Below are 24725 nucleotides of genomic sequence, written 5' to 3' on the forward strand. Positions count from 1 at the left end.
GCCCCGCCGTGCCCGAACCGCTGCCAGCCGACGCCGCGCCGCCGCTGAACGACGCCGACAAACGCCTGTCCGGCGCGCTCATGCGCGTGAACCACGTGGGCGAAATCTGCGCCCAGGCGCTCTACACCTCGCAGGCGCTCGCGGCCCGGCTCGGCCCGGGTCCGGTCGCCGCGCGCGAACGGCTGGCGCGCCACCTCGAAGCCGCCGGCCAGGAGGAAACCGACCACCTGGCCTGGTGCAAGCAGCGGCTCGACGAACTCGGCGACCGCCCCTCGTTGCTGAACCCGCTGTGGTACGCCGGCGCCTTCGGCATCGGCCTGCTGGCCGGGCGCCTGGGTGGCCCGGTCAGCCTGGGCTTCGTGGTGGAAACCGAACGCCAGGTAGAGGCCCACCTCGACAGCCACATGGACCGCCTGCCGGCCCACGACCACGCCTCGCGCGCCATCGTGGCGCAAATGAAGGACGACGAAGTGCGCCACGCGCGCGAGGCCCAGCACGCCGGCGCGGCCGAATTGCCGACACCGGTCAAACGCGCCATGCGCCTGGCCGGCCGGGTCATGACGACCCTGGCCCACCGCCTCTGACGCCGCCCCCTGGCCCCACGGGGCCCCGGCCGCTCAGGCCTCGATCAGGTCGAAGCTGGTCGTGATCTCGGCCGTCTTGCCCAGCATGATGCTGGCCGAGCAGTATTTGTCGTGGCTCATGGCGATGGCGCGCTCCACCGCACCGGCCGAAATGCCCTTGCCGGTGACGGTGAAGTGCATGTGGATCTTGGTGAACACCTTGGGCTCGGTCTCTGCGCGCTCGCTGCTCAGCTTGACGCTGCAGCCGCGCACGTCGTGGCGGCCACGCTTGAGGATGAGCACCACGTCGTAGGCGGTGCAGCCGCCGGTGCCGGCCAGCAGGGTTTCCATGGGACGCGGGGCCAGGTTGGCGCCACCGTTCTCGGGTTTGGCCGCGTCGGGCGCGCCGTCCATGGCCAGCACGTGGCCGCTGCCGGTTTCGGCCACAAAGCCCATGTTCGAACGGGTGCCGGCGGCGCCGGTCCAGGTGACGGTGCATTCCACAGAAATGTCTCCAAAAAAACAACAGAGTGCGTCGAGGTTGTTGCAACGCAACAATATCGGGTTTATACTGAGACCATTGTATGCAATCCAGCCAACGCTGGCTTGCATCGCCCGGGGCCAGCCCCGTTGTCAGTTGTCTCCTCTGCCCTCTATGGGTGGTTCAAAGCCCGGTCAATCGCGACCGGGCTTTTTTTTGCCTTCCAGCCGCCACACCGGCAAAAAAAAAGCCACCCCAAGGGGTGGCGTGAAGTCCATCAGGACGTCGTTGGGAACCTAGCAGTTGCTGGCGTTCTCTTGTTCGGGCCAGCAACTCCCTGAATGCGCGATGTTCTCTTGTATGTGCTGACAGCCTTGTGGTCGATTGTGCACCTGCAGCATGGGCTTGAACATCCCCTGTTTGGGGGAGGCAAACCTTCAAACTGGCAAAAATACGGCGAAACGGGCGCCCCCGCCGGGGTGTGCTTCGCAGCGCACGTGGCCGCCGTGGCGTTCGGCGATGGTCCGCACCAGGGCCAGCCCCAGACCCACGCCGCCTTCGCGCTCGCTCGCGCCGGGCAGGCGGTAGAAAGGCTGGAAAATGCGTTCGCGCTGCTCGGCCGGCACGCCAGGGCCACGGTCGCTGACGCTCAACGTCCAGCCCGATGCGGCACCGGGGCCGCCCACCGGGGGCTGCAAGGCGCAGGTGACGCTGGCCGGGTCACCCGCGCGCAGGCCGTGGCGCCGGGCGTTTTCCAGCAGGTTGCGCAGCAGGCGCCGCAGCAGTCGCGCGTGTCCGCGGATCACCGCCGGAGGCAAGCCATCGGCCACGTCCAGGGTGGCGCCGGTGCGGGCACACTCCTCGGCGGCCAGGCCCAGCAGGTCCACCTCCTCCAACGGCCCCAGGGCGGCGGCGTCGTTCGGATCGGCCAGGTCGAGCCGGCTGGCCAGCAGGATTTCGTCGATCAGCTCGTCCAGCTCGGCGATGTTGCGCTCGATCTCGCGACGCTGGGCGGGGCTGACGCCGTCCTCCAGCAAGGCCAGGCCCATGCGGATGCGCGCCAGCGGCGAGCGCAGTTCGTGCGAGGCATTGGCCAGCAAGGTTTTGTGCGCTTGCAGTAGCGACTGCACCCGCTCGGCGGCGGCGTTGAAGCGCTCGGCCAGGAAGGCCACCTCGTCGCGCCCCTGCACCGGCACCCGTGCCCCCAAATCGCCTTCGCCCCAGCGCTGCACGCCGCGCTGCAGGGTTTCCAGGCGCTGGGTCAGCCGGCGCACCACCGGGTAGGCGCCCAGCGCCACGGCCAGGGCCACACCCACCAGCAGCACCACAAAACCGCCGAGCGACTGGAACAGGCCGAACGGCTCGGCCCGTCCCCCCGGCGGATGGGGCGGGCGCGGCAACTGGATGGTGAGGGTTTCGCCACTGTCCAGCGGCACCTCGAATTCCGGTCCCCGGTCGCCGCGGCTCAGGCGCACCGGCGCCCGGCCCAGCACCTGGCCGTCGGCGTTGCGCACCACCACCTCGCGGCCGGGCCGCTGGGCCCGCTCGTGTTCCCACTGGGCGCGCCACATCCAGCCCAGCAGCAGCGTCATCACGGTGATGGCGGCCACCACCGCCAGCCACAGGCGCAGCGACAGGTGCTGGTGCAGGCGCGGACGCGGCAGGTGCACGGCTCAGTCCTGCTGCTTGGCGAACACATAGCCCACGCCGCGCACCGTCAGGATGCGGCGCGGGGCCTTGGGGTCGTCTTCGATGGCGTGGCGGATGCGGCCCATGTGCACGTCGATGGAGCGGTCAAAGGCTTCCAGTTCGCGCCCGCGCACCGCTTCCATGATCTGGTCGCGGCTGAGCACCCGGCCGGCACGCTCGGCCAGCACCACCAGCAGGTCGAACTGGTGGGCGGTGATGTCGCAGGGTCGGCCATGGACGGTGACGCTGCGGGCGTCGCGATCGATGTCGAGCGAGCCGAAGCGCAAGGGCGGCTGGCCCGGTACCGCCGAGGCGCCCAGCGGCCCGTCCCGGCGCCGCAGCACGGCGCGGATGCGTGCCAGCAGTTCGCGCGGCTCGAAGGGTTTGGGCAGGTAATCGTCGGCGCCCATTTCCAGGCCGATGATGCGGTCCATCGGGTCGCCCTTGGCGGTGAGCATGAGCACCGGCACGCGCGCGGCCTCGCCCGGCAGGGCGCGCAGGCGACGGCACACGTCCAGGCCATCGGTGTCGGGCAGCATCAGGTCGAGGATGACGAGGTCGGGCAGGCGCTGCTGCACCGCGGCCAGTCCGGCCGCGCCGTCGCCGGCGTGCGCCACGCTGTAGCCAGAACGTTGCAGGTACTCGGCCACCATGCCCGCCAGGCGGGCATCGTCTTCGATCATCAGGAGGTGCTGGGCGGGGGTCACCGTCATGGCGGCATCTTGCCATGGGCGCGTGTCTGGCCGCCGGCGCCCGCGTAAAGTTGCGTGAAGCCGGGCGGGCGCCTCAGCCGCGCGGCGGCTCGGCCACCGCCAGCCGGCGCCCGGCCAGCCACACCAGCGCCATCACCGGCAGGCCGATGCCGGTGGTGAACCAGAAAAAGCCGGGGTAGCCCATCGCGTCCACCATGCCGCCCGAATAGCCGCCCAGGGTCTTGGGCAGCAGCGTCATGAGCGAACTGAAAATGGCGTACTGCACCGCGGTGAAGGACACGTTCGTCAGGCTGGAGAGGAAGGCGACGAAGGCCGCGCTGGAAAAGCCGGCGGCCAGGTTGTCGGCCGCCACCACGGCGTACATCAGCGGCACGTCGTGGCCGGCCTGGGCCAGCGCCACAAAGCCCAGGTTGGTGCCCGCGGCCAGCACCGCCCCCCACATGAGCGAGCGCATCACCCCCAGGCGCGTGGCCAGGATGCCCCCGAAAAAGCCGCCTGCGATGCTGACCACCACCCCAAAGGTTTTCACGGCGTAGGCGATTTCGGGCTTGGAAAAGCCCAGGTCCTGGTAGAACACATTGGAGATGACGCCCAGCACGATGTCAGAAATGCGGTACAGCCCGACCAGCGCCAGCAGCAGCCACGCGGTGCGGGCACCGTAGCGCTGGAAGAAGTCCAGCACCGGGGCCACCCAGGTGGTGTGGGCCTGGGCACGGCTGGCCAGGCCCAGCCGCACCAGGCCCCAGCCCACGGCAAAGGCCGCGCCCAGGCCCAGGGCCATGCGCAGGGCTTCGAGCAGCAGGGTCTGCAGCGGGCCGCTGGCCGCCACGGCCGTGGCGCTGAGCTGCCCCACCGCATAGAACACGGACACAAAGGCCAGCACGCTGGCGCCGAACACCGCCAGCAGGCGCAGGTGCTCACCCGCGGGCAGTGGCGCGCTGCGCTCACGGGACACCTGCGGCTCCGGCGTGATCAAGGTGGTGAGCATGCCCACGCCCATGGTCGCGGCCATCACCAAGTACGTCCACTGCCACGCCGGGTAGCGGTAATCGCCCTTGACCGAGCCCCAGTACGACGCCAGAAACAGCGCCCCAGCCCCGGCCACGATCATGCCCAACCGGTAACCCGCGATGTAGGCCGACGACAGCAGCCCCTGCTGTTCGGGCCGCCCGATTTCGATGCGGTAGGCGTCGATGACGATGTCTTGCGTGGCCGACATGAAACCCAGCAACACCGCGAAACCGGCCATGGTGGTGAGCGTGTGGCCCCCAGCGGCCGGGTCGGTCAAGGCCATGCCGACGATGGCCCCCGCCGCCCCCAGTTGCGCCAGCAGCATATAGGCGCGGCGCCGGCCCAGCCGGGCCGTCAACAGCGGCAGCGGCAGCCGGTCCACCAGCGGCGCCCAGACGAACTTGAACGAATACCCCAACGCCGCCCAGCTGAAGAAGGTGACCGCCTTGCGCTCCACCCCGGCCTCGCCCAACCACAGCGAGAGCGAGGAAAAGATCAGCAGGATCGGCAACCCCGCCGAAAAACCCAGCAGCAGCAGGCTGAGCACGCGCCAATCCCACAGGGTGGCCAGGGTCTGGCGCCAGCCCGCCGGCATGGCCCCTGCCCCCGCCCCGGGCTGGGCATCTGGAGAAGGGTGAGCATTTGCAACGGAAGGAGGTGCCATGACCCGATTTTGCCTATCATTGCGCCATGTGCTGGCTATGCGATGCAAAACGGGCGGCCAATGCCCCCACTTCCTCCCACGGCCCCGAGGCCGCGCCACACCGCTGGTCGTCGCGCCGCGGGTTTCTGCTGGCCGCCAGCGCTGGTGCGGCCACGGCCACCGGCTTGGCCCCAGTCCCCGCGGCCGCGCAGGTGGACGTGGGCAACGCCTCGGGCCTGCGCAAGCTGGTGCCGGCGCAGCAACTCGAGGGCGCCGCCACCCAGCAATACAGCCAGATGCTGGCCGAAGCCAAGGCCAAAAACGCCCTGGCGCCCGACCACCACCCGCAACTGCGCAAACTGCGCGCCATCGCGCGCCAGCTCATTCCCCACACCACCCCGTGGAACGACCGCGCACGCGGCTGGCAATGGGAGGTCAACCTCATCGGCAGCAGCCAGATCAACGCCTTCTGCATGCCCGGCGGCAAGATCGCCTTCTACACCGGCATCCTCGACAAGCTGCAGCTCAACGACGACGAGCAGGCCATGATCATGGGCCACGAAATGGCCCACGCCCTGCGCGAACACGCGCGCGAACGCTTGGCCAAGACGCAGGCCACCAGCCTTGGGCTGTCGATCGGGGCGCAGCTGCTGGGCCTGGGCGACCTGGGCAACGTGGCCGCCAACCTGGGCACCCAGCTGCTGAGCCTGAAGTACAGCCGCGACGACGAGACCGAGGCCGATCTGGTGGGCCTGGAGCTGGCCGCGCGCGGCGCTTACCGGCCACAGGCCAGCGTCAGCCTGTGGGAGAAGATGACCTCGCAGAACGGCGCCGGCGGGCCGGGCTTTTTGTCCACCCACCCGAGCGGGCCCAACCGCATCCGCGAACTGCAGGCCAACGTGCCCAAGGTGCAGGGCCTGTACGAACAGGCCCGCCGCGGCGGCTGAAGGCCCGGCGCGCTCAGGCCAGGTCGCGCACGTAGGGGTTGCTGCGGCGTTCGCGGCCGAAGGTGCTTTCCGGGCCGTGGCCGGGGATGAACACCGTGTCGTCGCCCATGGGCCACAGGCGCTGGCGGATGCTGTCGATCAGCTGCTCGTGGTCGCCCTGCGGGAAGTCGGTGCGGCCGATGCTGCCGGCGAACAGCACGTCGCCCACAAAGGCGCGTTTCGCTTCGGGCGAGTGGAACACCACGTGGCCCGGGGTGTGGCCGGGGCAGTGGCGCACGTTCAACACGCTGCGGCCGACCTGCACCGTGTCGCCGTCGGCCAGCCAGCGCGTGGGGGTGAAGTGGCCGGCGGGCGGAAAACCGAACATCACGCTCTGCTGCGGCAAGCCGTCGATCCAGAACTGGTCGCCCGGGTGCGGCCCGACGATGGGCAGCTGCAGCCGCTCGGCCAGGGTGGCGGTGCCACCGGCGTGGTCGATGTGGGCGTGGGTCAGCCAGATCTGGCCGAGCTTGAGGCCCAGGCGCTGCGCCTCGGCCAGCACGGTGTCCAGGTCGCCGCCCGGGTCGATGACGGCGGCGTCCAGGGTCGCGTCGCACCAGACGAGGGAACAGTTCTGCTGGAACGGCGTGACGGGGATGGTGAGGTACTGGAGCATGGGTCGGGGCGGCGCGGGGCCACAAAAAGGGCGTTGGCCGGCATGTTAGCGAATTCCCCGCCGGCCCGGGTCACAGGTTGGTCGCCGCGATCACCTCGTTCAGGTCGGTCAGGCCCTGCACCACCTTGTCGATGCCGTCCTGACGCAGCGTCTTCATGCCGGCCTGCAGCGCGCTGGCGCGGATGTCGCCGGCCGGCGAGCGGTGCCGGATGTGGTGGCGGATCTCGTCGCTGTTGAGCATGAGTTCGTAAATGCCCAGCCGGCCCTTGAGGCCGCGGCCCTCGCACACGTCGCAGCCTTTTTTGGTGAAGGTGCGCAAATAGCGCCCACCCTGGCCGTCGTCCACACCGTGGTCGGCGGTCCAGCGGTCGATCTGCGCGGCAATGTCGCGCTCGTCGGCATGCTGCACGCCGTCCAGGTACTGCGCGGCCAGGGCCTGCAGTTCGTCCGGCGTGGCCGGGCGGCTTTGCACGCACTGCTTGCACAAGCGCCGCACCAGCCGCTGCGCCAAAATGGCCAGCAGCGAGTCGGAAAAGTTGAACGGATCGATGCCGATTTCCAGCAAGCGCGTGATGCTCTCGGGCGCGCTGTTGGTGTGCAGGGTGGACAGCACCAGGTGCCCGGTGAGCGAGGCCTCCACCGCAATCCGCGCGGTTTCCTCGTCGCGCATCTCGCCGATCATGATGACGTCGGGGTCGGCGCGCAAGAAGGTCCGCATCGCGTTGGCGAAAGTCCAGCCGATGCGCGGGTTCATCTGCACCTGGCGCAGGCCGGCCTGGGTGATCTCGATCGGGTCTTCGGCGGTCCAGATCTTGCGGCTGTCGGTGTTGATGTCGGAGATGAGCGAGTGCAGCGTGGTGGTCTTGCCGCTGCCGGTGGGGCCGCACACCAGCACCAGCCCATAGGGTTTGAGCGCCATGCGGCGCAGGTCCACCAGGTTCTGCGGGCTCAGGCCGATGCTGTCCATCGGCATGGGCTTGGAGCCGGCCAGCAGGCGCAGCACCACGTCTTCCAGGCCGCCGGTGGTGGGCACGGTGACCACGCGCAGCTCGGTCTTGGTGCCACCGAAGCGGGCAAAGTCGATCTTGCCATCCTGCGGCTTGCGGTGCTCGGAAATGTCCATGCCCGCCATGATCTTGATGCGCGCCACCAGCGCGTAGCGGAAGCGCGACTCCACCTCCAGGTAGCGCACCAGTTCGCCGTCGAGCCGGAAGCGCACCTTCACCGGCTTGGGCGCCGGCTCGGTCTCGATGTGGATGTCGGACGCCTTCTGGGCAATGGCCTCCTCGATCAGCGAGTTGATCAGCCGCACCAGCGTGTTGTCGGACTCGCTGACCACGTCGGATTCTGGCTCGTTGCCCACGTCCTGCGCGGTCTGCAGGTCCAGCGCCAGGTCGCGGGCGGCGGCGCGGTTGTCGGGGTGCAGGCGGTGCCGGGGTTCGGGCGCGGGCTGGCGCTCGTAGGCGCGCGAGATGGCGGCCGGCAGGCTGCCCGGGGCCGCCAGCACCGGCACGATGCGGCGCTGCGTCATGAACCGCAGTTCGTCCAGCAGGCGCTGGTCCAGCGGGTCGGCCATCAGCACCACCAGCAGGTCCTCGTGCTCCATCAGCGGCAGCACCGCCTCGCGCTGGGCCACCAGTTGCGGCACCTTGGCCACCGCCTCGGTCTCGAAGGCGAAGTGGCTCGGGTCCAGCACCCGGTTGCCCAGCCAGCCGGCGATCACATGGCGCAGCTGCTGCTCGGTCAACACGCCCTTGTCCACCATCTGCTGTCCCAGTTGGCGGTGCACGCCGAGCTTGCGCTCCTCCAACTGCGACTTGAGCGACTCGCGCAACTGCTGTTCGGTGATGACGCCGCTTTGCACCAGCGCCTCGCCCAAGTGGCGCGCGCCATGGGCCTGCGACTGCGGGTTCTGCAACAACTCCCACAACTCGCGCGGGGTGCGCGGCTGCGGGTAGTGCGAGGCGGGCACGGTGCTGGGGGTCTGGTCGGGCACGGTCATGGCACAAGCATACCCCCTGTCGCCGCCGCGGACCGGTCGGCGCCGCCACTGGGCGAGAATGGCCGCTGTTTCAACCCTGGAGGCAGACCCCATGACGAACAAAGTGGCATTGGTAACCGGCGCGGGCAGTGGCATCGGACGCGCCTGCGCCCTGGCCTTGCTGGCCGAAGGCTGGCAGGTCTTCCTGGTCGGCCGCAACGAAGACGCGCTGCGCGCCACCGCCGCCGCGGCCACGCCCGGCACCGGTCTGGCCCACGTTGCGCCGGCCGACGTGAGCCACCCGAGCGAGGTGGAGCACCTGTTCCAGGCCGTGCGCGAACGCGCCGGCCGGCTCGACCTGCTGTTCAACAACGCCGGCATCTTCACCCCCGCGAACACGCCCGACCAGACCCCGCTGGACGACTGGCAGCGCTCGGTCAACGTCAACCTCCACGGGGCGTTTCACTGCCTGTCGCAGGCCTTCCGGCTGATGCGCGAACAGTCGCCGCAGGGCGGGCGCATCGTCAACAACGGCTCCATCTCGGCGCACGCGCCGCGGCCGGGCTCCATCCCCTACACCACCACCAAGCACGCCATCAGCGGCATGACCAAGGCCGCGGCGCTGGACGGGCGCGCCTTCAACATCGCGGTGGGGCAGATCGACATCGGCAACGTGGCCAGCGACATGACCACCGCCATGGCCGCCGGCGTGCTGCAGGCCGACGGCAGCGTGCGCCCCGAAGCGCGCATGGACATGGCCGCCGTGGTGGACACCTTCATGGCCATGGTGCGCCTGCCGCTGACGGCGAACGTGCTGTTCACCACCGTCATGGCCACGAAGATGCCCTTTGTGGGCCGTGGCTGAGCAGGCCTTCAGCCCGGCCGTGCCGCCCCCAGGTGGCGCAGCACGCCCTGCGCCGCCACCCGGCCGCTGGCCAGGCAGGCGGTGAGCAGGTAGCCCCCGGTGGGAGCTTCCCAGTCCAGCATCTCCCCGGCGCAGAACACACCGGGCAGGGTGCGCAGCATCAGGTCGTCGGTCAAACCCTCCAGGGCCACGCCACCGGCGGTGCTGATGGCCTCGTCCAGCGGGCGCGGGGCCACCAGCGCCAGCGGCAGGGCCTGGATGGCCTGGGCCAGGGCGGCGGGGTCGCGCAGCGCGTCCTTGTGCAAGACCTCGTGCAGCAAAGCCAGGTGCGTGGGCTGCAGCCCCAGGCGCGCACGCAGGTGGCTCGACAGGGTTTTGCCACCCCGTGGCCGCGCCACCTCGGCCAGCACCCGGTCGGGCGGCAGATCGGGGCGCAGGTTCAGGTGCACCGCCACCTGCCCGTGTGCGGCGATCGCCTCGCGCAGCGCGGCCGACGCGGCGTACACCAGGCTGCCCTCCAGTCCGCTGGCGGTGAGCACGCACTCGCCCTTGCGGCCAAAGGTCTGGCCCTGGGCATCGGTGAACGACAGCACCACCCCTTTGAGCGGTTGCCCCGCGAAGCGCTGCGACAGGTGTTCGCTCCAGCCGCGCCGGCCGTGCACCGCCACGTCAAAGCCGCAGTTGGCCGGGCGCAGCGGCGCCACCGGCACACCCCGGTCATGCAACCAGGGCACCCAGGCGCCGTCCGAGCCCAGCTTGGCCCAACTGCCCCCGCCCAAGGCCAGGACCACGGCGCGGGCCTGCACCGCCACCGGCCCGTTCGGTGTGACAAAGCCCAGGCAGTGGCCCGCGCCCCCCACCGCGTCGGTCGGGGCCAGCGTGCCGTCCCAGCGGTGGCGCATGTGCAAGGTCACGGGGGCGCCCTGGGCCGGGTGGCGCAGGCGGTGCAACCAGGCGCGCAGCAAGGGCGCGGCCTTCATGTCGGAGGGAAACACGCGCTGCGAACTGCCCACAAAGGTGTCGATGCCCAGGCCCGCGGCCCAGTCGCGCACCGCCTGGGGCGGCAACTCGGCCAGCCAGCGGGCGCACACGTCGGCACGCGCGCCGTAGCGGCCCACAAAGGCCGGCAGTGGCTCGGCGTGGGTCAGGTTCAGCCCACCAATACCCGCCAGCAAAAACTTGCGGCCCACGGTGGGCATGGCGTCGAACAGATGCACCTCGGCACCGGCCGCGCTCAACACTTCGGCGGCCATCAGGCCGGCCGGGCCACCGCCCACCACGGCCACAGAACAATGCAGGGAAACGCTCAAACCACAACTTTCAAAGGTGTCTCGTGCCGGCATGGTACCCGGCTTGCCCGCCCAACCGGCTCAACCGTCCAGCGGGAGGGCGCTGGTGCACTTCACCTCGTCCAGACACACGCTGGAACGCACGCCGTTGACGCCCGGCAACTGCGCCAGCGTGCCCAGCAAAAAGTCCGACAGCGCCTTCAAATCGCGCGCCACCACCTTCAGCACGTAGTCGAAATCGCCGGTCACGGCGTAGCACTCCTGCACCTGCGCCAGGCTGCTCACCACGTCGCGGAACTTCACCACCTCGCGGATGTGGCCGCGCTCCATGGTCACGTGCACAAAGGCCAGCACGCCCAGGCCCACCTTGCCGGCGTCCAGCCGCGCCTCGTAGCGGCGCACGAAACCGCGCTCCTCCAGCCGGCGGTGGCGGCGGTTGCACTGCGCCGGCGACAGGTGCACCGCCTCGGCCAGCTCCAGGTTGCTGGCCCGGCCATGGGCCTGCAAATGGGCCAGGATGCGCCGGTCTGTCGGGTCGAGTTCGGGTTCATGCAATTTTTCTTCTCCAATTTGGCATTCATCGATCCATAAAATCCAGAATCATGGCAAACACCAGCGCAAAATGCAAACCCATTGCATTGACAGTGGCATAAAGTTTCGGCTTCAATTGATTGCAAGGAGTTGCTGCCATGGCCGACCTGTTTGACAACCCCATGGGCCTGTGCGGGTTCGAATTCGTCGAATTCGCCTCCCCCACCCCGAACGTGCTCGAACCCCTGTTCGAAGCCATGGGCTTCACCCTGGTGGCCCGGCACCGCTCCAAAGACGTGGTGCTCTACCGCCAGGGCGGCATCAACTTCATCGTCAACCGCGAAGCCAAAAGCCCCGCCGGCTACTTCGCCGCCGAACACGGCCCCAGCGCCTGTGGCCTGGCCTTCCGCGTGCGCGACTCGCACCGGGCCTACGCCCGCGCCCTTGAACTGGGCGCCCAGCCCATCGACATCCCCACCGGCCCCATGGAGCTGCGCCTGCCCGCCATCAAAGGCATCGGCGGCGCACCGCTGTACCTGATCGACCGTTTCGAAGACGGCAAAAGCATCTACGACATCGACTTCGAATTCCTGCCCGGCTTCGAAGACCCGGCCAGCCGCCACCCGGTGGGCCACGGCTTCCAGGTGATCGACCACCTCACCCACAACGTCTACCGCGGCCGCATGGCCTACTGGGGCGGCTTCTACGAAAAGCTGTTCAACTTCCGCGAAATCCGCTATTTCGACATCCAGGGCGAGTACACCGGCCTGACCAGTCGCGCCATGACCGCGCCCGACGGCCTCATCCGCATCCCCCTGAACGAAGAAAGCGGCAAGGGCAGCGGCCAGATCGAAGAATTCCTGATGCAGTTCAACGGCGAGGGCATCCAGCACATCGCCCTGCTGACCGACGACATCCTCGCCAGCGTGGACGCGCTGCAGCTGGCCGGCATCCCGCTGATGACCGCGCCCAACGACATTTATTACGAAATGCTCAACGAGCGCCTGCCTGGCCACGGCGAACCCACGGCAGAATTGCAGGCGCGCGGCATTCTGCTCGATGGCTCCACCGCCAACGGCGACCAGCGCCTGCTGCTGCAGATCTTCAGCCAGACGCTGCTCGGCCCGGTCTTCTTCGAATTCATCCAGCGCAAGGCCGACGAGGGCTTTGGCGAAGGCAACTTCAAGGCCCTGTTCGAGAGCCTGGAGCGCGACCAAATCCGCCGCGGCACCATCCAGACGGCCACCGCCCACCCCTGACCTTTTGCCCAGCTCACCATGACCAAACTCGACGGCCCCGCCCTCCACGCCCAGCTCGCGCAAGTGCCCGGCTGGCATTTCGACGAAGACGCCCACGCCATCGAACGCCGCTTCGCGTTCAAGGACTTCAACGAAGCCTTCGCCTTCATGACCCGCGTGGCCCTGGCCGCCGAGCAGCGCAACCACCACCCGGAGTGGTTCAACGTGTACAACCGGGTGGACATCACCTTCACCACCCACGACGCCGGCGGCCTGACCGAAAAAGACATCGACTTCGCCCTGTGGGTGGACGCGGCAGCCGGCGACGCCGGCACCTGACCACCCCGTCCATCCGCCACGGCCACGCCGCCATGAACACCCCCACCAAACACGGCCTGGCCGCCGGCGACGCCGGCCGCCCCACCAACGCCGACTGGACCGTGCCCCAGGGCTGGGCGCGCTACACCGCACAAGAACACGCCGTCTGGCGCACCCTGTACCAGCGGCAGATGGCGCTGCTGCCCGGCCGCGCCTGCGAGGCCTTCGTGCAAGGCATGCGCGACCTGCCCATGGACGCAGAGCAGATCCCCGACTTTGAGCGCCTCAACGCGGTGCTGCAGCCGCGCACCGGCTGGCAGGTGGTGGCCGTGCCCGGCCTGGTGCCCGACGACGTGTTCTTCACCCACCTGGCGAACCGCCGCTTCCCGGCGGGCCAGTTTATCCGCCGGCCCGACCAGCTCGACTACCTCGAAGAACCCGACGTCTTCCACGACGTGTTCGGCCACGTGCCCATGCTGATGAACCCGGTCATGGCCGACTTCATCCAGGCCTACGGCGCGGGTGGCCTGCGCGCGCAAAGCCTGGGCCACCTCGACATGCTGGCCCGCGTCTACTGGTACACGGTGGAATTTGGCCTGGTGCGCGAGGCCGGCGGCCTGCGGCTCTACGGCGCCGGCATCGCCTCGTCGTACACCGAAAGCGTGTTCTGCCTCGACTCGCCCTCGCCCCACCGGCTGGGGTTCGAGCTGGCGCGCGTCATGCGCACCCGTTACCGCATCGACGACTTCCAGGAAAGCTACTTCGTGCTCGACCACCTGGACGACCTGCTGCGCCTGGCCCAGGTGGACTTTGCGCCGCTCTACGAGGCCACGGCCGAATTGCCCACACTGGCCCCCGGCGACGTGCTGGCCAGCGACCGGGTGTGGCAGCGGGGGGATGGCCGTTACCACACGGTGCGGCGCACATCCTCTACCATCGGCACATGAGCGCCACGCCACCCCCCATCGACCTGACCAGCCTGGACAAAGCCACCCGTGCGCTGCACGACGCGATTGGCTATTGGCAGGCCGAACCCGACGACTCTGGCCGCAAACCCCACCTGCGTGCCGGCGCCATCCAGGCGTTTGAATTCAGCTACGAACTCTGCATGCGCTTCCTGCGTCGGGTGCTGATTGAACGGGCCTTGTCGGCCGACTTGGTGCAAGACCTGTCCTTCAACGACTTGCTGCGGCTGGGCGCCGACGCCGGACTGCTGCCCGACCCCCTGGAATGGCGGCGCTGGCGCGAACTGCGCAACCGCACCAGCCACAGCTACGACGAAGAACAAGCCCAGGCAATTGCCGCGGAAGCCCCCGCCTTCCTGCACGACGCCCGCGCCCTGCTGGGCCGCCTGCAGGCGGCCATGAACCATGCCTGAGCTGGCACTGACCGCGGAACAACAAGCCTGGGTGCTGCAAGCGGTGCACGATGTGGTGCCCCAGGCGCAAGTGCAGGTGTTTGGCTCACGCGCCACAGGCCGTGCACGGCCTTTTTCCGATCTGGACCTGCTGCTGACCACGCCCGAACGCCTGTCCTGGCAACAGCGTTGCGAACTGGCTGACCGGTTTGAACAGAGCCTCTTGCCCTTTCGGGTGGACGTGGTGGAAGCCGCCAGCCTGGCGCCGGGCATGCGGACCCGGGTGATGGCCGAAGCCTTGCACCTGTAACCCCGGGCTTGGCTGGGTGGTGTGCGCCTGCTTGGCATGCACCCAACAAAAAACCCACCGTGGCAACACGGTGGGTTTTGGTTTCTGAACCTCTAGCTGGCTAGGCCAGCCTTGAGATTAGAAAGCGTGGCGAACACCCACTGCGTACAGGGAGTTCTTCACGTTGTCGGTGCTGAACGGATCGGTAACCTTAGTCTGGCTGTAACCGACGTAGGCAGAGGTACGCTTGGACAGGGTGTACACGGCCGACACACCGTAGGACTTGGCCTTGGCGAAAGTCTCGCCAGCTTCTTTCAGCTTGGCTTGGCCGTAACCTGCAGCCACGCTCAGGTTTGCAGCCACAGGGACTTCAACACCAAAGCTGTACTCGTTAGATTTCAGGTCAGTACCAACCAGAGACAGCTTGGCTTGGTTGTAGGTGGCCAGCACTTTGGCAACACCAAAGTCGTAAGAACCAGAAATCTGGTTGTTGGTCAACTTGGTGTCAACAGGCAGATCAGCCAGCACCAAACCAAACCCTTCACCGGCCAGACCTTCAGCATCGAGGCCGATCAACAGGGGGTTCTCACCAACTTTTTCTTTCTGGTGTGCGAAGGCAACAGAAATGGGACCATTGTTGTAAGCCACGCTCAGAGCAAAAACATTGCTAGCCTTTTCGCCAGCAGCAGCCTTGTCTTCACCCAGCGAGTAGGACACAGCACCGTTGAAGCCAGCGAAAGAGGGGCTGATGTACTTGATGGTGTTGTTCGGGTTGTCGGTGTAACCGAAGAAGCCCGGGCGAGCCGTGAAGGCGCTGTCGAAGTTGTTGTTGTGGGCACCCCAGACGTCGTCGTAGGCGGTCCAGTTCTTGCCCAGTTGCACTTCACCGAAACCACCGGCCAGGCCGACGTAGGCGGTACGGCCACCCAGGGTGGTCTGCTCAGGAGCGTCCAGAGCAATGGCAGTTTCGATTTGGAAGTTGGCCTTCAGACCACCGCCCAGATCTTCCGTACCACGGAAGCCAATACGGCTGGTGTCCCAACCGCCGCTCTCCAGACCAGTGGTGGACTCTTTGAAGGCCACGCCTTCGAAAGTACCTTTGGTTGTGGACTTGCCAACCCACACGTCGGCGATACCGTAAACGGACACGCTGGACTGGGCCATGGCGGCGCCGGAAGCAGCCAGAACGGCCAGAGCGATCAGAGACTTTTTCATGAGAAACCTTCCTAGTGAAAAGTTGAACCCGGCTTGCCGGGCGAGGGTTTGAATGAAACCCACGGACCAGATGCTAACGGTGCCTGCGCCGAATCTCTAGGGATAACCCGCAAAATCCGCTCACCCTGTCTTATTTCTGCAACAAAGCTCCCGGCGGCTCCAGCAAAAAGCCCCTGTGACCCCACCGGGCCACAAGGGCTGCACTGGGTGCGCCGCCCCAGGCGGCGCACAGCCACCGACACAAGGCCGGCTGCGTCGATCAGAAGGTGTGGCGGATGCCCACGCCGTACTGGGTGTCCTTGGCGGTCTTCACGCCAGCGCCGTTTTTGGTGCTGTCGTTGGCCAGGCCCACGTACACGTTGGTGCGCTTGCTCAGGGTGTACAGCGCGGTGACGCCGTAACCGGTGTTTTTGGAGGTCAGCACACCAGCAGTCTTTTGCTTGGACTGGCCATAACCCACGGACACGGCCAACGCGGAGGTCACCGGCACGTCCACGCCGATTTCGTATTCGTTGATCTTCAGGTCCGGCAGGGCGTCGGTGGTGACCTTGCCGTTGGCAACGGTGCCCTTGAGCTTGGCCACGCCGAAGTCGTAGGTGGCGTTCAGGTTGGTGGCCGTGGACTTTTGGTTGTTGCCGGCCGGGCCCACTTTGAAAATGCTGGCATTGGCGGCGGCCACGGCGTCCTTGTGCTGGAAATGGCCCAGCGCCACGGCGAACGGACCGGTCTTGTACTTGACGCTCAACGCCAGGATGCTGTCGGCTTTGGTGGTCGGGGTTTTGTTTTCACCGAAGGAGTAGGACACGGCAGCCTCAAAACCACCGAAGTTCGGGGTGATGTATTTGATGCCGTTTTCGGCTTCGGTGCCCGCCTTGTTGGTCACGAACACGTTGTCCATGGCCGAGAAGATGGACTTGAAGCCGGACTCGGACATGTCGTGCACGTCGTCGTAGGCGTTGTTGGGCGAACCGAGTTGCACTTCACCGAAGTTGCCAGCCAGGCCCACCCAGGCTTCGCGGTCGCCCAGTTTGGAGGCTTCGGGCGCGTCGAATTTCACGCTGGTTTCGATTTGGAATTTGGCTTGCAAACCGCCACCCAGGTCTTCGGTGCCCTTGAAGCCCAGACGGCTGGACGACAGGCCGCCGCTGTTGACCACGCTGTTGCTGGTTTTCACGGGCGTGGTGTTGAGGCCGGTTTCGTTTTTCACGCTGCCCACGAACACGTCGGCAATGCCGTACACGGTCACGGAAGACTGGGCCATGGCGGCGCCGGAAACGGCCATGGCGGCCAGGGCGATCAGTTTTGCTTTCATTTGCACAAGCTTTCTGTTTGAAAGGGTTTGCAGCACCTGGGGCACTGCCCCTCCCCACACCTCGCGGGGAGACCACTCCATTGCAAACAAGCCGTGTGACCGAGCCGTGACACGGTTGGCCTGGCACATCACCGGCGCCCCAAAGCGTTGCATTTGCACCACAAAAACCACCGGGGTTTTCCCGAAATGCACCACTTGGGCGCTGTGGCGAATGGTCGGGGTCTGCTGTAATCAACTTCAGCTTCTTCGCGGAAGTCAACCGAACAGCGGCAACGCCCCGACGGTTCCCCCCACAAACTGGAGATACCTGCACATGAAAAAGACCCTGATTGCCCTGGCCACCCTGGCCGCCACCGGCGCCGTGATGGCCCAGTCTTCCGTGACCATCTACGGCGTGATCGACCAAGCGTTCACCCGCACCTCCAACAGCAACGGCGGCAGCAGCAACACCGGCCTGACCTCCAGCGCCAACCTGACCAACCGCCTGGGCTTCCGCGGTACCGAAGACCTGGGTGGCGGCTTGAGCGCCAAGTTCCAGATCGAAACCAACCTGAACGCTGACGCTCCTGGCGCCACCACCTTGGGTGACCGCGGTGCTTGGGTGTCCCTGGCCAGCGCCACCATGGGCGAAGTCCGCCTGGGCCGCGACTACAACAACGCTTTCTGGAACCCCATCCTGTTCACCGCCTTTGGCACCAACGGCGTGGGTCAAACCATTTTCCACGCTACGCGCGCTGCGTACCACACTACTGCGGGCTTCACCGGCACCACCCACGCCACCGATCCGTACATCTGGAACAACAACTCCATCTCCTACATCCTGCCGGGCAACCTGGGCGGCGTGTACGGCAACATCCAGCACGCATTTGACGAAGCGGCCGCCCCGAGCAGCCTGGGCCAAAGCACCAACATGCGTCTGGGCTACAAAGCCGGCGCTCTGGATGTGGCATTCGGTTACGGTCAGGTCGATGGCGTGACCGGCGCCCAAGAAGATGTGAAGTCCATGAACATTGGCGCTTCTTACGACTTCGGCGTGGTCAAAGTGCTGGCCGTGTGGAACGAAGACAAGCTGAAAGATGCCGGCACTGGCGCTTCCGTTTCCAAGCTGAAAGGCTATGAAATCGGCGCCGTGATGCCTGTGGGCCCTGGCAACCTGCGTGCTTCCTACGGTACGGTCAAAATCGATGACCTGAATGCCGCCACGGCCGATGCCAAAGCCAACAAGTTCGCCATCGGTTACGTGTACCCCCTGTCCAAGCGCACCAGCGTGTACACCACTTATGCCCGCGTCAGCAACAAGAACGGCATGAGCGTCCTTTTGACCCCCAAAGGTACCGCCGGCGCCGCCACCGGCTTCACCTCCTCCGGCCTGGACATCGGTATCAGCCACACCTTCTGATCGCAGCGAATCGAGCGCCCCAGGGCGCTCGGTCTGCCGCTCAGATGCCAACCCAGCGCACCCGCGCTGGGTTTTTTGTTTTTCGCCTCAGAACTTCCAGCCCAGGCCCACGCCCACCAGCAGCGGATCGACCTTGAAGGTGGTTGCGTAGTTGCCACCGACAGACACATCGGTCTTGATGAAGACCTTCTTCACGTCGATGTTGAAGTACATATCCTTGGCCACGGGAATGTCCACGCCCACCTGCAGCGCACCGCCCCAGCTGTTGCGATCGATCGTAGCGGCACCGCCCAGCAAGTTCACCGAGCTGAAACGGGTGTAGTTGATGCCAGCGCCCACGTAGGGTTTGAAGCCGGGGGCGTCGAAGTGGTATTGCAGCGTCAGCGTGGGCGGCAGGTGCTTGAGGCTGCCGATCGGCGCGCCGCCCAGCGACACGGTCTGCTTCTGCGGCACGGTCAAAATCAACTCGGCCGCCAGGTTCTTGTTGAAGAAGTAGGTGAAGTCCACTTCCGGCAACGTCTTGTTGTTGATACTCAAGCCCATACCAGCGGAATCCTTGTTGGCGGCATCTAGGTGCACCACGCGGGCGCGCACCAGCCAGTCGCCCTCTTTGAAGTCTTGCGCCATGGCGGTGCCAGAAACCAGAGCGGCGCCCACGGCCGCGGCAAGCAGGTAGTTGTTCATGATGTTGTGTGTGTCGTGCAAGGGAACATTCCCTGCCGGCATTGGATGCCCGTGCCCGCCGCGCGGGTTTGCGCCAGGTCAAACCCACGGGTTAACCCGCGGCCCACCTGAAGCGGGTTTGATCTGCATCAAACCCCACGCGCCCACGGCAGCCCGGCTTGGACCGCAGAGATGTGACAAATTCGTGTCACATTCGCCCGCCATGATGGTCGCGTGAACACGACCGACCACAGCCTCCCCTTCGACTTGTCCCGCGGCGGCAAGCCCCCGTCCACCGAATTGGCCACGCAACCGTTCGTGGGCGCCGCGGCGGCCTTGTCGGTGTCGATTCCACACGCCCTGGGCTTGGGCCTGGTGGCGTTCAGCCCCTTGGCCCAGCAGTTGCCGGCCAGCACACTGGCGCTGTGGTCGGCGGCGGTGCCCGGCGCCCTGATGACGCTCTGGGCCCGGGGTCGGGGCGTGGTTTACGCCCCCTCCACGGCGGTGGCGCTGCTGTTCGGCGGCATGATGGCGCTGGTGGTGCAAGCCGGCCAGGCCCACGGCATCGGCGCGGGGCAGGCGCTGGCCATCACCGGCCTGTTTGCCGCCCTGGGGTTCTTCATGCAGTGGCTGATGGCGCGCCTGGGCCTGGCCAAGCTGGCGCGCTTCATCCCGGTGTCGGTGACGCAGGGGTTCTCGGCCGGGGTGGGCTTGTCGCTGGTGCTGGGCCAGTTGCATGGCCTGCTGGAGGCCAGCGGCTACCGCTGGGGCGATGTGCTGCTGTGGCAAGCGGCCGTGGCCTTGGCCGTGACGGTGCTGAGCGTGGTGCTGCAGCGCCTGTGGCCCAGGTTCCCGACGCTGCTGCTGGCGGTGGCACTGGTGGCGCTGGCCAGCCACCTGGTGGTGCCCAGTGCCACGCTGGCCATGGCGGCCCCGGCCACCGGCTTCGTGCTGCCGGTGTTTCCCGACTGGTGGGGCGCCCCCTGGTGGGCGGTGCTGGACCAATACGGCTTCCAGCTGGCCTCCCTCTCGCTGCTGATGGCGGTGGTGAACGCGCTGGAGGTGACGGTGTTTTACCAACAGCTGGAGACGGAGCATGGCCTGCGCTCGCCGCTGGAGCGGGTGCTGGGCCGGGAGGCCCTCATCGGCATGGCCTGCGCGGCGCTGGGCATGATTCCGGCCTCGTCCAGCACCTCGCGCTCGCGCACGGCCTTGTCGTACACCCGCGCCCCCACGCTGCGCGCGGGTCAGTGGCACGCCCTGGGCCTGCTGCTGGTGGCGGGCACGGGGCATTGGTGGCTGAACCAGGTGCCCATGGCGGTGCTGATGAGCGCCCTGCTGGTGGCCGGTGGGCGCATGGTGCCCCGCACCATGTGGTCGCTCCAGCCCGGGGGGCTGCGCAAGGCCGCGCACGTTGAAAGCTGGGTGGTGGCGTGGGTGTTCGTGGGCTCCAGCGGTGCCATGGCCCTGCTGGCCGGCCTGGCGGTGGCCACGGTGGAACTGCTGCGCGCTTCGGGCAGCCACGCCGTGCGGCGCATGCACCTGGAAGGCCGGTTGCGCTCGCGGCATGTGCGGCGCGCTCAGATCGAGCGCTGGCTGGCGCCGCGGATGCGGCACGTGGCCGTGTTCGAACTGCAAGGCATTGTGTCGTTCGGGGTGGCGGCGCTGGTGGTGGACCAGGTGCGCCAGCACCTGCAGGGCCAGCGTTGCGTGATTCTGGACGCCTCGCGGGTGCCCTCCTGGGACGAGACCGGTTGCCTGCGGCTGCAGGCATTGGCCCACGAACTGCACGCCCTGGGCGTGGCCTTTGTGCTGTGCGGGGTGCGCGGCCGGGCCGCAGCATTCATGGCCGACCTGCACCTGCACCAAGACCTGGACCGCGCCCTGGAATGGGCCGAAGACCAATTGCTGCAGCAATGCCCCCCCGACGTGCTGCTGGCCGACCCGCCCATGTTGGTGCTGGACGAACTCGGCGCAGACATGCCGAGCGAAGCCCGGCTGGCGCTGGAAGCCCAGATCGACCTGCGCACCTACCCGCCCGGGGCCACCATCCTGCGGCAGGGGGAACGCGATCGGTCACTGCTGCTGGTGCAGAGCGGTACCGTCACCCTGTCCACCGCCGAACCCCCCAGCACGGGCATGCGGCTGTCTGTCATCGGGGCCGGGGCGGTGTTTGGCGAAATGGCCTTTCTGAACGGCATTGCCCGCACGGCCTACGCCCACGCGGGCGCAGCAGGCACCACCGTCGGCACCCTGGACTGGGAACGCTTCCAGGCCTGGCGGCAACAGCACCCCGAAGGCGCACACGCCTTTATCACCGCGCTGGCCAAAATGGGCATCCGCCGCCTGGGCGCGACCTCGCAGGAACTGCGGGCCGCGATGGAATGAGCGCGGGGTCTTGAAAACCCCGCCACCCGCCCTTATGATTAGCACTCGTTGGAGTTGAGTGCTAACACCTCCGTGTGTGGCGCCCTCCACGACCCGTCTAACCACGTTTCTCTTTACTGTGCAGGAGATCTCATGAAACTTCGTCCCCTCGCCGATCGCGTGATCGTCAAGCGTCTGGAAACCGAAACCAAAACCGCTTCGGGCATCGTGATCCCCGACAACGCCACCGAAAAGCCCGACCAGGGCGAGGTGCTGGCCGTGGGCCCGGGCAAGACGAACGACAAGGGCGAAACCAAGGCCCTGACCGTGAAAGTGGGCGACCGCGTGCTGTTCGGCAAGTACAGCGGCCAGACCGTGAAGGTCGATGGCGACGAGCTGCTGGTCATGAAGGAAGACGACCTGTTTGCGGTCGTCGAGAAGTAATTTGCCCCTGTTGCAACCCAAACACTGAAGGAACCTGAAAAATGGCAGCAAAAGACGTAGTGTTCGGCGGCGAAGCCCGCGCCCGCATGGTCGAGGGTGTGAACATCCTGGCCAACGCCGTGAAAACCACCCTGGGCCCGAAAGGCCGCAACGTGGTGCTGGAGCGTTCGTTCGGCGCCCCGACCGTGACCAAGGACGGCGTGTCCGTGGCCAAGGAAATCGAGCTGAAGGACAAGCTGCAGAACATGGGCGCCCAGATGGTCAAGGAAGTCGCTTCCAAGACCTCGGACAACGCCGGTGACGGCACCACCACCGCCACCGTGCTCGCCCAGGCCATCGTGCGCGAAGGCATGAAGTACGTGGCCGCCGGCATGAACCCGATGGACCTCAAGCGCGGCATCGACAAGGCTGTGGAAGCCCTGATCGCCGAGCTGAAGAAGGCTTCCAAGCCGACCACCACCTCCAAAGAGATCGCCCAAGTGGGTTCCATCTCCGCCAACTCCGATTCCAGCATCGGCGACATCATCGCCAACGCCATGGACAAAGTGGGCAAAGAAGGCGTGATCACCGTGGAAGACGGCAAATCGCTGCAGAACGAGTTGGATGTCGTGGAAGGCATGCAGTTTGACCGCGGCTACCTGTCGCCCTACTTCATCAACAACCCCGAGAAGCAAGCCGCGCTGCTGGACAACCCCTTCGTGCTGCTGTTCGACAAGAAGATCAGCAACATCCGCGACCTGCTGCCCACGCTGGAAGCCGTGGCCAAGGCCGGCCGTCCGCTGCTGATCATTGCCGAAGACGTCGAAGGCGAAGCCCTGGCGACCCTGGTGGTGAACACCATCCGCGGCATCCTGAAAGTGGTGGCCGTCAAGGCCCCTGGCTTCGGCGACCGCCGCAAGGCCATGCTGGAAGACATCGCCATCCTGACCGGTGGCAAGGTCATCGCCGAAGAAGTGGGCCTGACCCTGGAAAAAGTGACCCTGGCCGACCTGGGCCAAGCCAAGCGCATCGAAGTGGGCAAGGAAAACACCACCATCATCGACGGCGCCGGCGCTGCCGTGGACATTGAAGCCCGCGTCAAGCAGATCCGCATCCAGATCGAAGAAGCCACCAGCGACTACGACCGCGAGAAGCTGCAAGAGCGCGTGGCCAAGCTGGCCGGCGGCGTGGCCGTCATCAAGGTCGGCGCTGCCACCGAAGTCGAGATGAAGGAAAAGAAGGCCCGCGTGGAAGACGCGCTGCACGCCACCCGCGCTGCGGTGGAAGAAGGCATTGTGGCCGGTGGTGGCGTGGCGCTGCTGCGCGCCAAGCAATCGGCCGGCACCATCACCGGTGACAACGCCGACCAGCAAGCCGGTATCAGCCTGGTGCTCAAGGCCATCGAAGCGCCGCTGCGCGAGATCGTGGCCAACGCCGGTGGCGAGCCGAGCGTGGTGGTCAACGCCGTGCTGGGTGGCCAGGGCAACTACGGCTTCAACGCCGCCAACGACACCTACGGCGACATGATCGAGATGGGCATTCTGGACCCGACAAAAGTGACCCGCACCGCGCTGCAGAACGCCGCGTCCGTGGCCAGCCTGATGCTGACCACCGAGTGCATGGTGGCCGAGGCCCCGAAGGACGACGCACCGGCCATGCCGGGCGGCATGGGTGACATGGGCGGCATGGGCGGCATGGGCATGTAATGCCCCGCCGGCCAGGGTGATCCACGGTCACCCCACGCCACGCACCACCCGCCGGGAGCGATCCCGGCGGGTTTTTTTGTGCCCCATCCAATGGGGCGGGTACAGTCGTGACATGAGCGCTTCTTTCTGTTCCCCCGACGCCACCGCCCAAGCCCTGCCCTACCCGGCCCTGGCACGGGAGATCGAAGCCGTGCTGCGCGACCCGAGCGTGCAGGTACCGCCTCGGCTGGTGGAGCGGCTGGCCAGCGGCGCCAGCCTGTTCGTCATGCCCGCGCACGACGCGCGCGTGGCCATCACCAAGCTGATCACCTTCGTGCACGACAACGCCGCGCGCGGGCTGCCCAGCATCCAGGGCGACATCGTGGTGTTCGACACCCGCACCGGCCAGCGGCTGACCGTGCTCGACGGCCCCACTGTGACGGCGCGGCGCACGGCCGCGGTGTCGCTGCTGGCGGCGCAGAAGCTGGCCCCCCAGCCCGAGGGGCCTTTGCTCATCGTGGGGGCCGGCGTGCAGGGGCGGGCCCACCTGGAGGCCTTCCACGCCGGTCTGGGCACACAGGAGGTGTGGGTGGCCTCGCGCAGCCGGGCCAGCGCCGATGCGCTGGTGGCCCACGCACACGCCCTGGGCCTGCGCGCCCGCGCGGTGGACGACGCCGATGCGGCGTTGGCGCACTGCCCCCTGGTGGTGACGGCCACCAGCGCCCAGGCCGTGGCCGTGCGTGGCAGGCCGCGCGCCGACGCCTTCGTGGCCGCCGTGGGCGCCTTCACCCCACAGATGGTGGAATGGGCCCCCGAGGTGTGCCAGCACCTGGCCCGCACCGGCACCCTGGTGGTGGACACCCGCGACGCCGACCACGAGGCCGGCGACCTGCTGCAGGCCAACCTGGACGTGACCACCCTGCCCACCCTGGCCGACGTGGCGCGACACACCCCGGTCTGGCAGGCCCAGGCCGGACGCCGCGGCCCGGTGTTTTTCAAAAGCTGTGGTTGGGCCGGTTGGGACCTGGCCGCGGCACGTTGTGCGCTGCCCGTGTCGCACGCCTGATTTCCCTTTTTTCACCCACAGGAGT

24 protein-coding genes are annotated in these 24725 nt (G+C 67.2%); 13 read left to right on the forward strand and 11 right to left on the reverse strand.

Annotation, left to right across the window (positions count from 1 at the left end; genetic code table 11):
* The first annotated feature begins 8 nt into the window (after positions 1 to 8).
* Complete coding sequence (coq7, locus tag CON77_RS01280) at positions 9 to 584, forward strand: 2-polyprenyl-3-methyl-6-methoxy-1,4-benzoquinone monooxygenase (RefSeq protein WP_439650500.1); 576 nt, start codon at positions 9 to 11, stop codon at positions 582 to 584.
* 33 nt (positions 585 to 617) lie between these two features.
* Here the strand turns inward: coq7 and CON77_RS01285 are convergent, their stop codons facing one another.
* The 4 genes from CON77_RS01285 to CON77_RS01300 all read right to left on the reverse strand — a co-directional run bounded on the left by CON77_RS01285 (position 618) and on the right by CON77_RS01300 (position 5052).
* Positions 618 to 1067, reverse strand: coding sequence for an OsmC family protein (locus CON77_RS01285; RefSeq protein ID WP_101047048.1), 450 nt, complete (start codon positions 1065 to 1067; stop codon positions 618 to 620).
* 414 nt (positions 1068 to 1481) lie between these two features.
* On the reverse strand, positions 1482 to 2708 hold the full coding sequence (locus CON77_RS01290; RefSeq protein WP_439650501.1) for a sensor histidine kinase: 1227 nt from the start codon (positions 2706 to 2708) through the stop codon (positions 1482 to 1484).
* A 9-nt stretch (positions 2709 to 2717) separates the two neighbouring features.
* Positions 2718 to 3446, reverse strand: coding sequence for a response regulator (locus CON77_RS01295; RefSeq protein WP_101047050.1), 729 nt, complete (start codon positions 3444 to 3446; stop codon positions 2718 to 2720).
* 73 nt (positions 3447 to 3519) lie between these two features.
* Positions 3520 to 5052, reverse strand: coding sequence for an AmpG family muropeptide MFS transporter (locus tag CON77_RS01300; RefSeq protein ID WP_101047052.1), 1533 nt, complete (start codon positions 5050 to 5052; stop codon positions 3520 to 3522).
* A gap of 95 nt (positions 5053 to 5147) precedes the next feature.
* Here CON77_RS01300 and CON77_RS01305 point away from each other — a divergent pair, with 95 nt between their 5' ends.
* On the forward strand, positions 5148 to 6047 hold the full coding sequence (locus CON77_RS01305; protein ID WP_101047054.1) for a M48 family metallopeptidase: 900 nt from the start codon (positions 5148 to 5150) through the stop codon (positions 6045 to 6047).
* A 13-nt stretch (positions 6048 to 6060) separates the two neighbouring features.
* Here the strand turns inward: CON77_RS01305 and CON77_RS01310 are convergent, their stop codons facing one another.
* Together CON77_RS01310 and CON77_RS01315 are read right to left on the reverse strand one after the other, a co-directional pair.
* Entirely contained in the window at positions 6061 to 6702 is a 642-nt protein-coding gene (locus CON77_RS01310) for an MBL fold metallo-hydrolase (protein WP_101047056.1), read from the reverse strand.
* A 70-nt stretch (positions 6703 to 6772) separates the two neighbouring features.
* The gene (locus CON77_RS01315) at positions 6773 to 8704 is read right to left on the reverse strand and encodes a GspE/PulE family protein (RefSeq protein WP_101047058.1); all 1932 of its coding nucleotides are present in this window, start codon (positions 8702 to 8704) and stop codon (positions 6773 to 6775) included.
* A 91-nt stretch (positions 8705 to 8795) separates the two neighbouring features.
* On the opposite strand from CON77_RS01315, the gene CON77_RS01320 reads away from it, so the two are divergent.
* Positions 8796 to 9548 carry an SDR family oxidoreductase gene (locus tag CON77_RS01320; protein WP_101047060.1) on the forward strand — a complete coding sequence of 251 codons (753 nt, stop codon included), beginning with the start codon at positions 8796 to 8798 and terminating at the stop codon, positions 9546 to 9548.
* 8 nt (positions 9549 to 9556) lie between these two features.
* Here CON77_RS01320 and CON77_RS01325 read toward each other — a convergent pair whose 3' ends face one another.
* Both CON77_RS01325 and CON77_RS01330 read right to left on the reverse strand, forming a co-directional pair.
* Positions 9557 to 10891 carry a TIGR03862 family flavoprotein gene (locus CON77_RS01325; protein ID WP_101047063.1) on the reverse strand — a complete coding sequence of 445 codons (1335 nt, stop codon included), beginning with the start codon at positions 10889 to 10891 and terminating at the stop codon, positions 9557 to 9559.
* 27 nt (positions 10892 to 10918) lie between these two features.
* Positions 10919 to 11392: an Lrp/AsnC family transcriptional regulator gene (locus CON77_RS01330; protein ID WP_101047065.1), complete on the reverse strand. Its 474-nt coding sequence runs from the start codon at positions 11390 to 11392 to the stop codon at positions 10919 to 10921.
* A 134-nt stretch (positions 11393 to 11526) separates the two neighbouring features.
* Between CON77_RS01330 and hppD the strand changes: the two genes are divergently transcribed.
* From hppD to CON77_RS01355, 5 genes are read left to right on the forward strand one after another with little or no spacing between them, the layout of a single operon-like run.
* Positions 11527 to 12627: a 4-hydroxyphenylpyruvate dioxygenase gene (hppD, locus tag CON77_RS01335; protein ID WP_101047067.1), complete on the forward strand. Its 1101-nt coding sequence runs from the start codon at positions 11527 to 11529 to the stop codon at positions 12625 to 12627.
* 18 nt (positions 12628 to 12645) lie between these two features.
* Entirely contained in the window at positions 12646 to 12945 is a 300-nt protein-coding gene (locus CON77_RS01340) for a 4a-hydroxytetrahydrobiopterin dehydratase (protein WP_101047069.1), read from the forward strand.
* A gap of 32 nt (positions 12946 to 12977) precedes the next feature.
* Complete coding sequence (gene phhA, locus CON77_RS01345) at positions 12978 to 13871, forward strand: phenylalanine 4-monooxygenase (protein ID WP_101047203.1); 894 nt, start codon at positions 12978 to 12980, stop codon at positions 13869 to 13871.
* Positions 13868 to 14302, forward strand: a complete 435-nt coding sequence (locus CON77_RS01350) for an HI0074 family nucleotidyltransferase substrate-binding subunit (RefSeq protein WP_101047071.1) — start codon at positions 13868 to 13870, stop codon at positions 14300 to 14302. Before phhA ends, CON77_RS01350 begins: the two co-directional genes overlap by 4 nt.
* Positions 14295 to 14591, forward strand: a complete 297-nt coding sequence (locus CON77_RS01355; RefSeq protein ID WP_101047073.1) for a nucleotidyltransferase family protein — start codon at positions 14295 to 14297, stop codon at positions 14589 to 14591. Before CON77_RS01350 ends, CON77_RS01355 begins: the two co-directional genes overlap by 8 nt.
* 117 nt (positions 14592 to 14708) lie before the next feature.
* Here CON77_RS01355 and CON77_RS01360 read toward each other — a convergent pair whose 3' ends face one another.
* Entirely contained in the window at positions 14709 to 15785 is a 1077-nt protein-coding gene (locus CON77_RS01360) for a porin (RefSeq protein WP_101047075.1), read from the reverse strand.
* A gap of 259 nt (positions 15786 to 16044) precedes the next feature.
* On the reverse strand, positions 16045 to 17097 hold the full coding sequence (locus CON77_RS01365) for a porin (protein ID WP_157826818.1): 1053 nt from the start codon (positions 17095 to 17097) through the stop codon (positions 16045 to 16047).
* A 313-nt stretch (positions 17098 to 17410) separates the two neighbouring features.
* On the opposite strand from CON77_RS01365, the gene CON77_RS01370 reads away from it, so the two are divergent.
* The gene (locus tag CON77_RS01370) at positions 17411 to 18496 is read left to right on the forward strand and encodes a porin (protein ID WP_157826819.1); all 1086 of its coding nucleotides are present in this window, start codon (positions 17411 to 17413) and stop codon (positions 18494 to 18496) included.
* An 87-nt stretch (positions 18497 to 18583) separates the two neighbouring features.
* On the opposite strand, the gene CON77_RS01375 is transcribed toward CON77_RS01370, so the two are convergent.
* The gene (locus tag CON77_RS01375) at positions 18584 to 19180 is read right to left on the reverse strand and encodes an OmpW/AlkL family protein (protein WP_101047207.1); all 597 of its coding nucleotides are present in this window, start codon (positions 19178 to 19180) and stop codon (positions 18584 to 18586) included.
* A gap of 213 nt (positions 19181 to 19393) precedes the next feature.
* Between CON77_RS01375 and CON77_RS01380 the strand changes: the two genes are divergently transcribed.
* The 4 genes from CON77_RS01380 to CON77_RS01395 all read left to right on the forward strand — a co-directional run bounded on the left by CON77_RS01380 (position 19394) and on the right by CON77_RS01395 (position 24700).
* Entirely contained in the window at positions 19394 to 21547 is a 2154-nt protein-coding gene (locus CON77_RS01380; RefSeq protein ID WP_101047078.1) for a cyclic nucleotide-binding domain-containing protein, read from the forward strand.
* A gap of 132 nt (positions 21548 to 21679) precedes the next feature.
* Positions 21680 to 21970, forward strand: a complete 291-nt coding sequence (gene groES / locus CON77_RS01385) for a co-chaperone GroES (RefSeq protein WP_101047080.1) — start codon at positions 21680 to 21682, stop codon at positions 21968 to 21970.
* Positions 21971 to 22011: 41 nt separating this feature from the next.
* Positions 22012 to 23655, forward strand: a complete 1644-nt coding sequence (gene groL / locus CON77_RS01390) for a chaperonin GroEL (RefSeq protein ID WP_101047082.1) — start codon at positions 22012 to 22014, stop codon at positions 23653 to 23655.
* A 112-nt stretch (positions 23656 to 23767) separates the two neighbouring features.
* Positions 23768 to 24700 carry a delta(1)-pyrroline-2-carboxylate reductase family protein gene (locus CON77_RS01395; protein ID WP_101047084.1) on the forward strand — a complete coding sequence of 311 codons (933 nt, stop codon included), beginning with the start codon at positions 23768 to 23770 and terminating at the stop codon, positions 24698 to 24700.
* The last annotated feature ends 25 nt before the right edge of the window (positions 24701 to 24725 follow it).

It is taken from the genome of Macromonas nakdongensis, from assembly GCF_002837145.1.
In the GTDB taxonomy this organism is placed as follows: Bacteria; Pseudomonadota; Gammaproteobacteria; order Burkholderiales; family Burkholderiaceae_C; genus Macromonas_B; species Macromonas_B nakdongensis.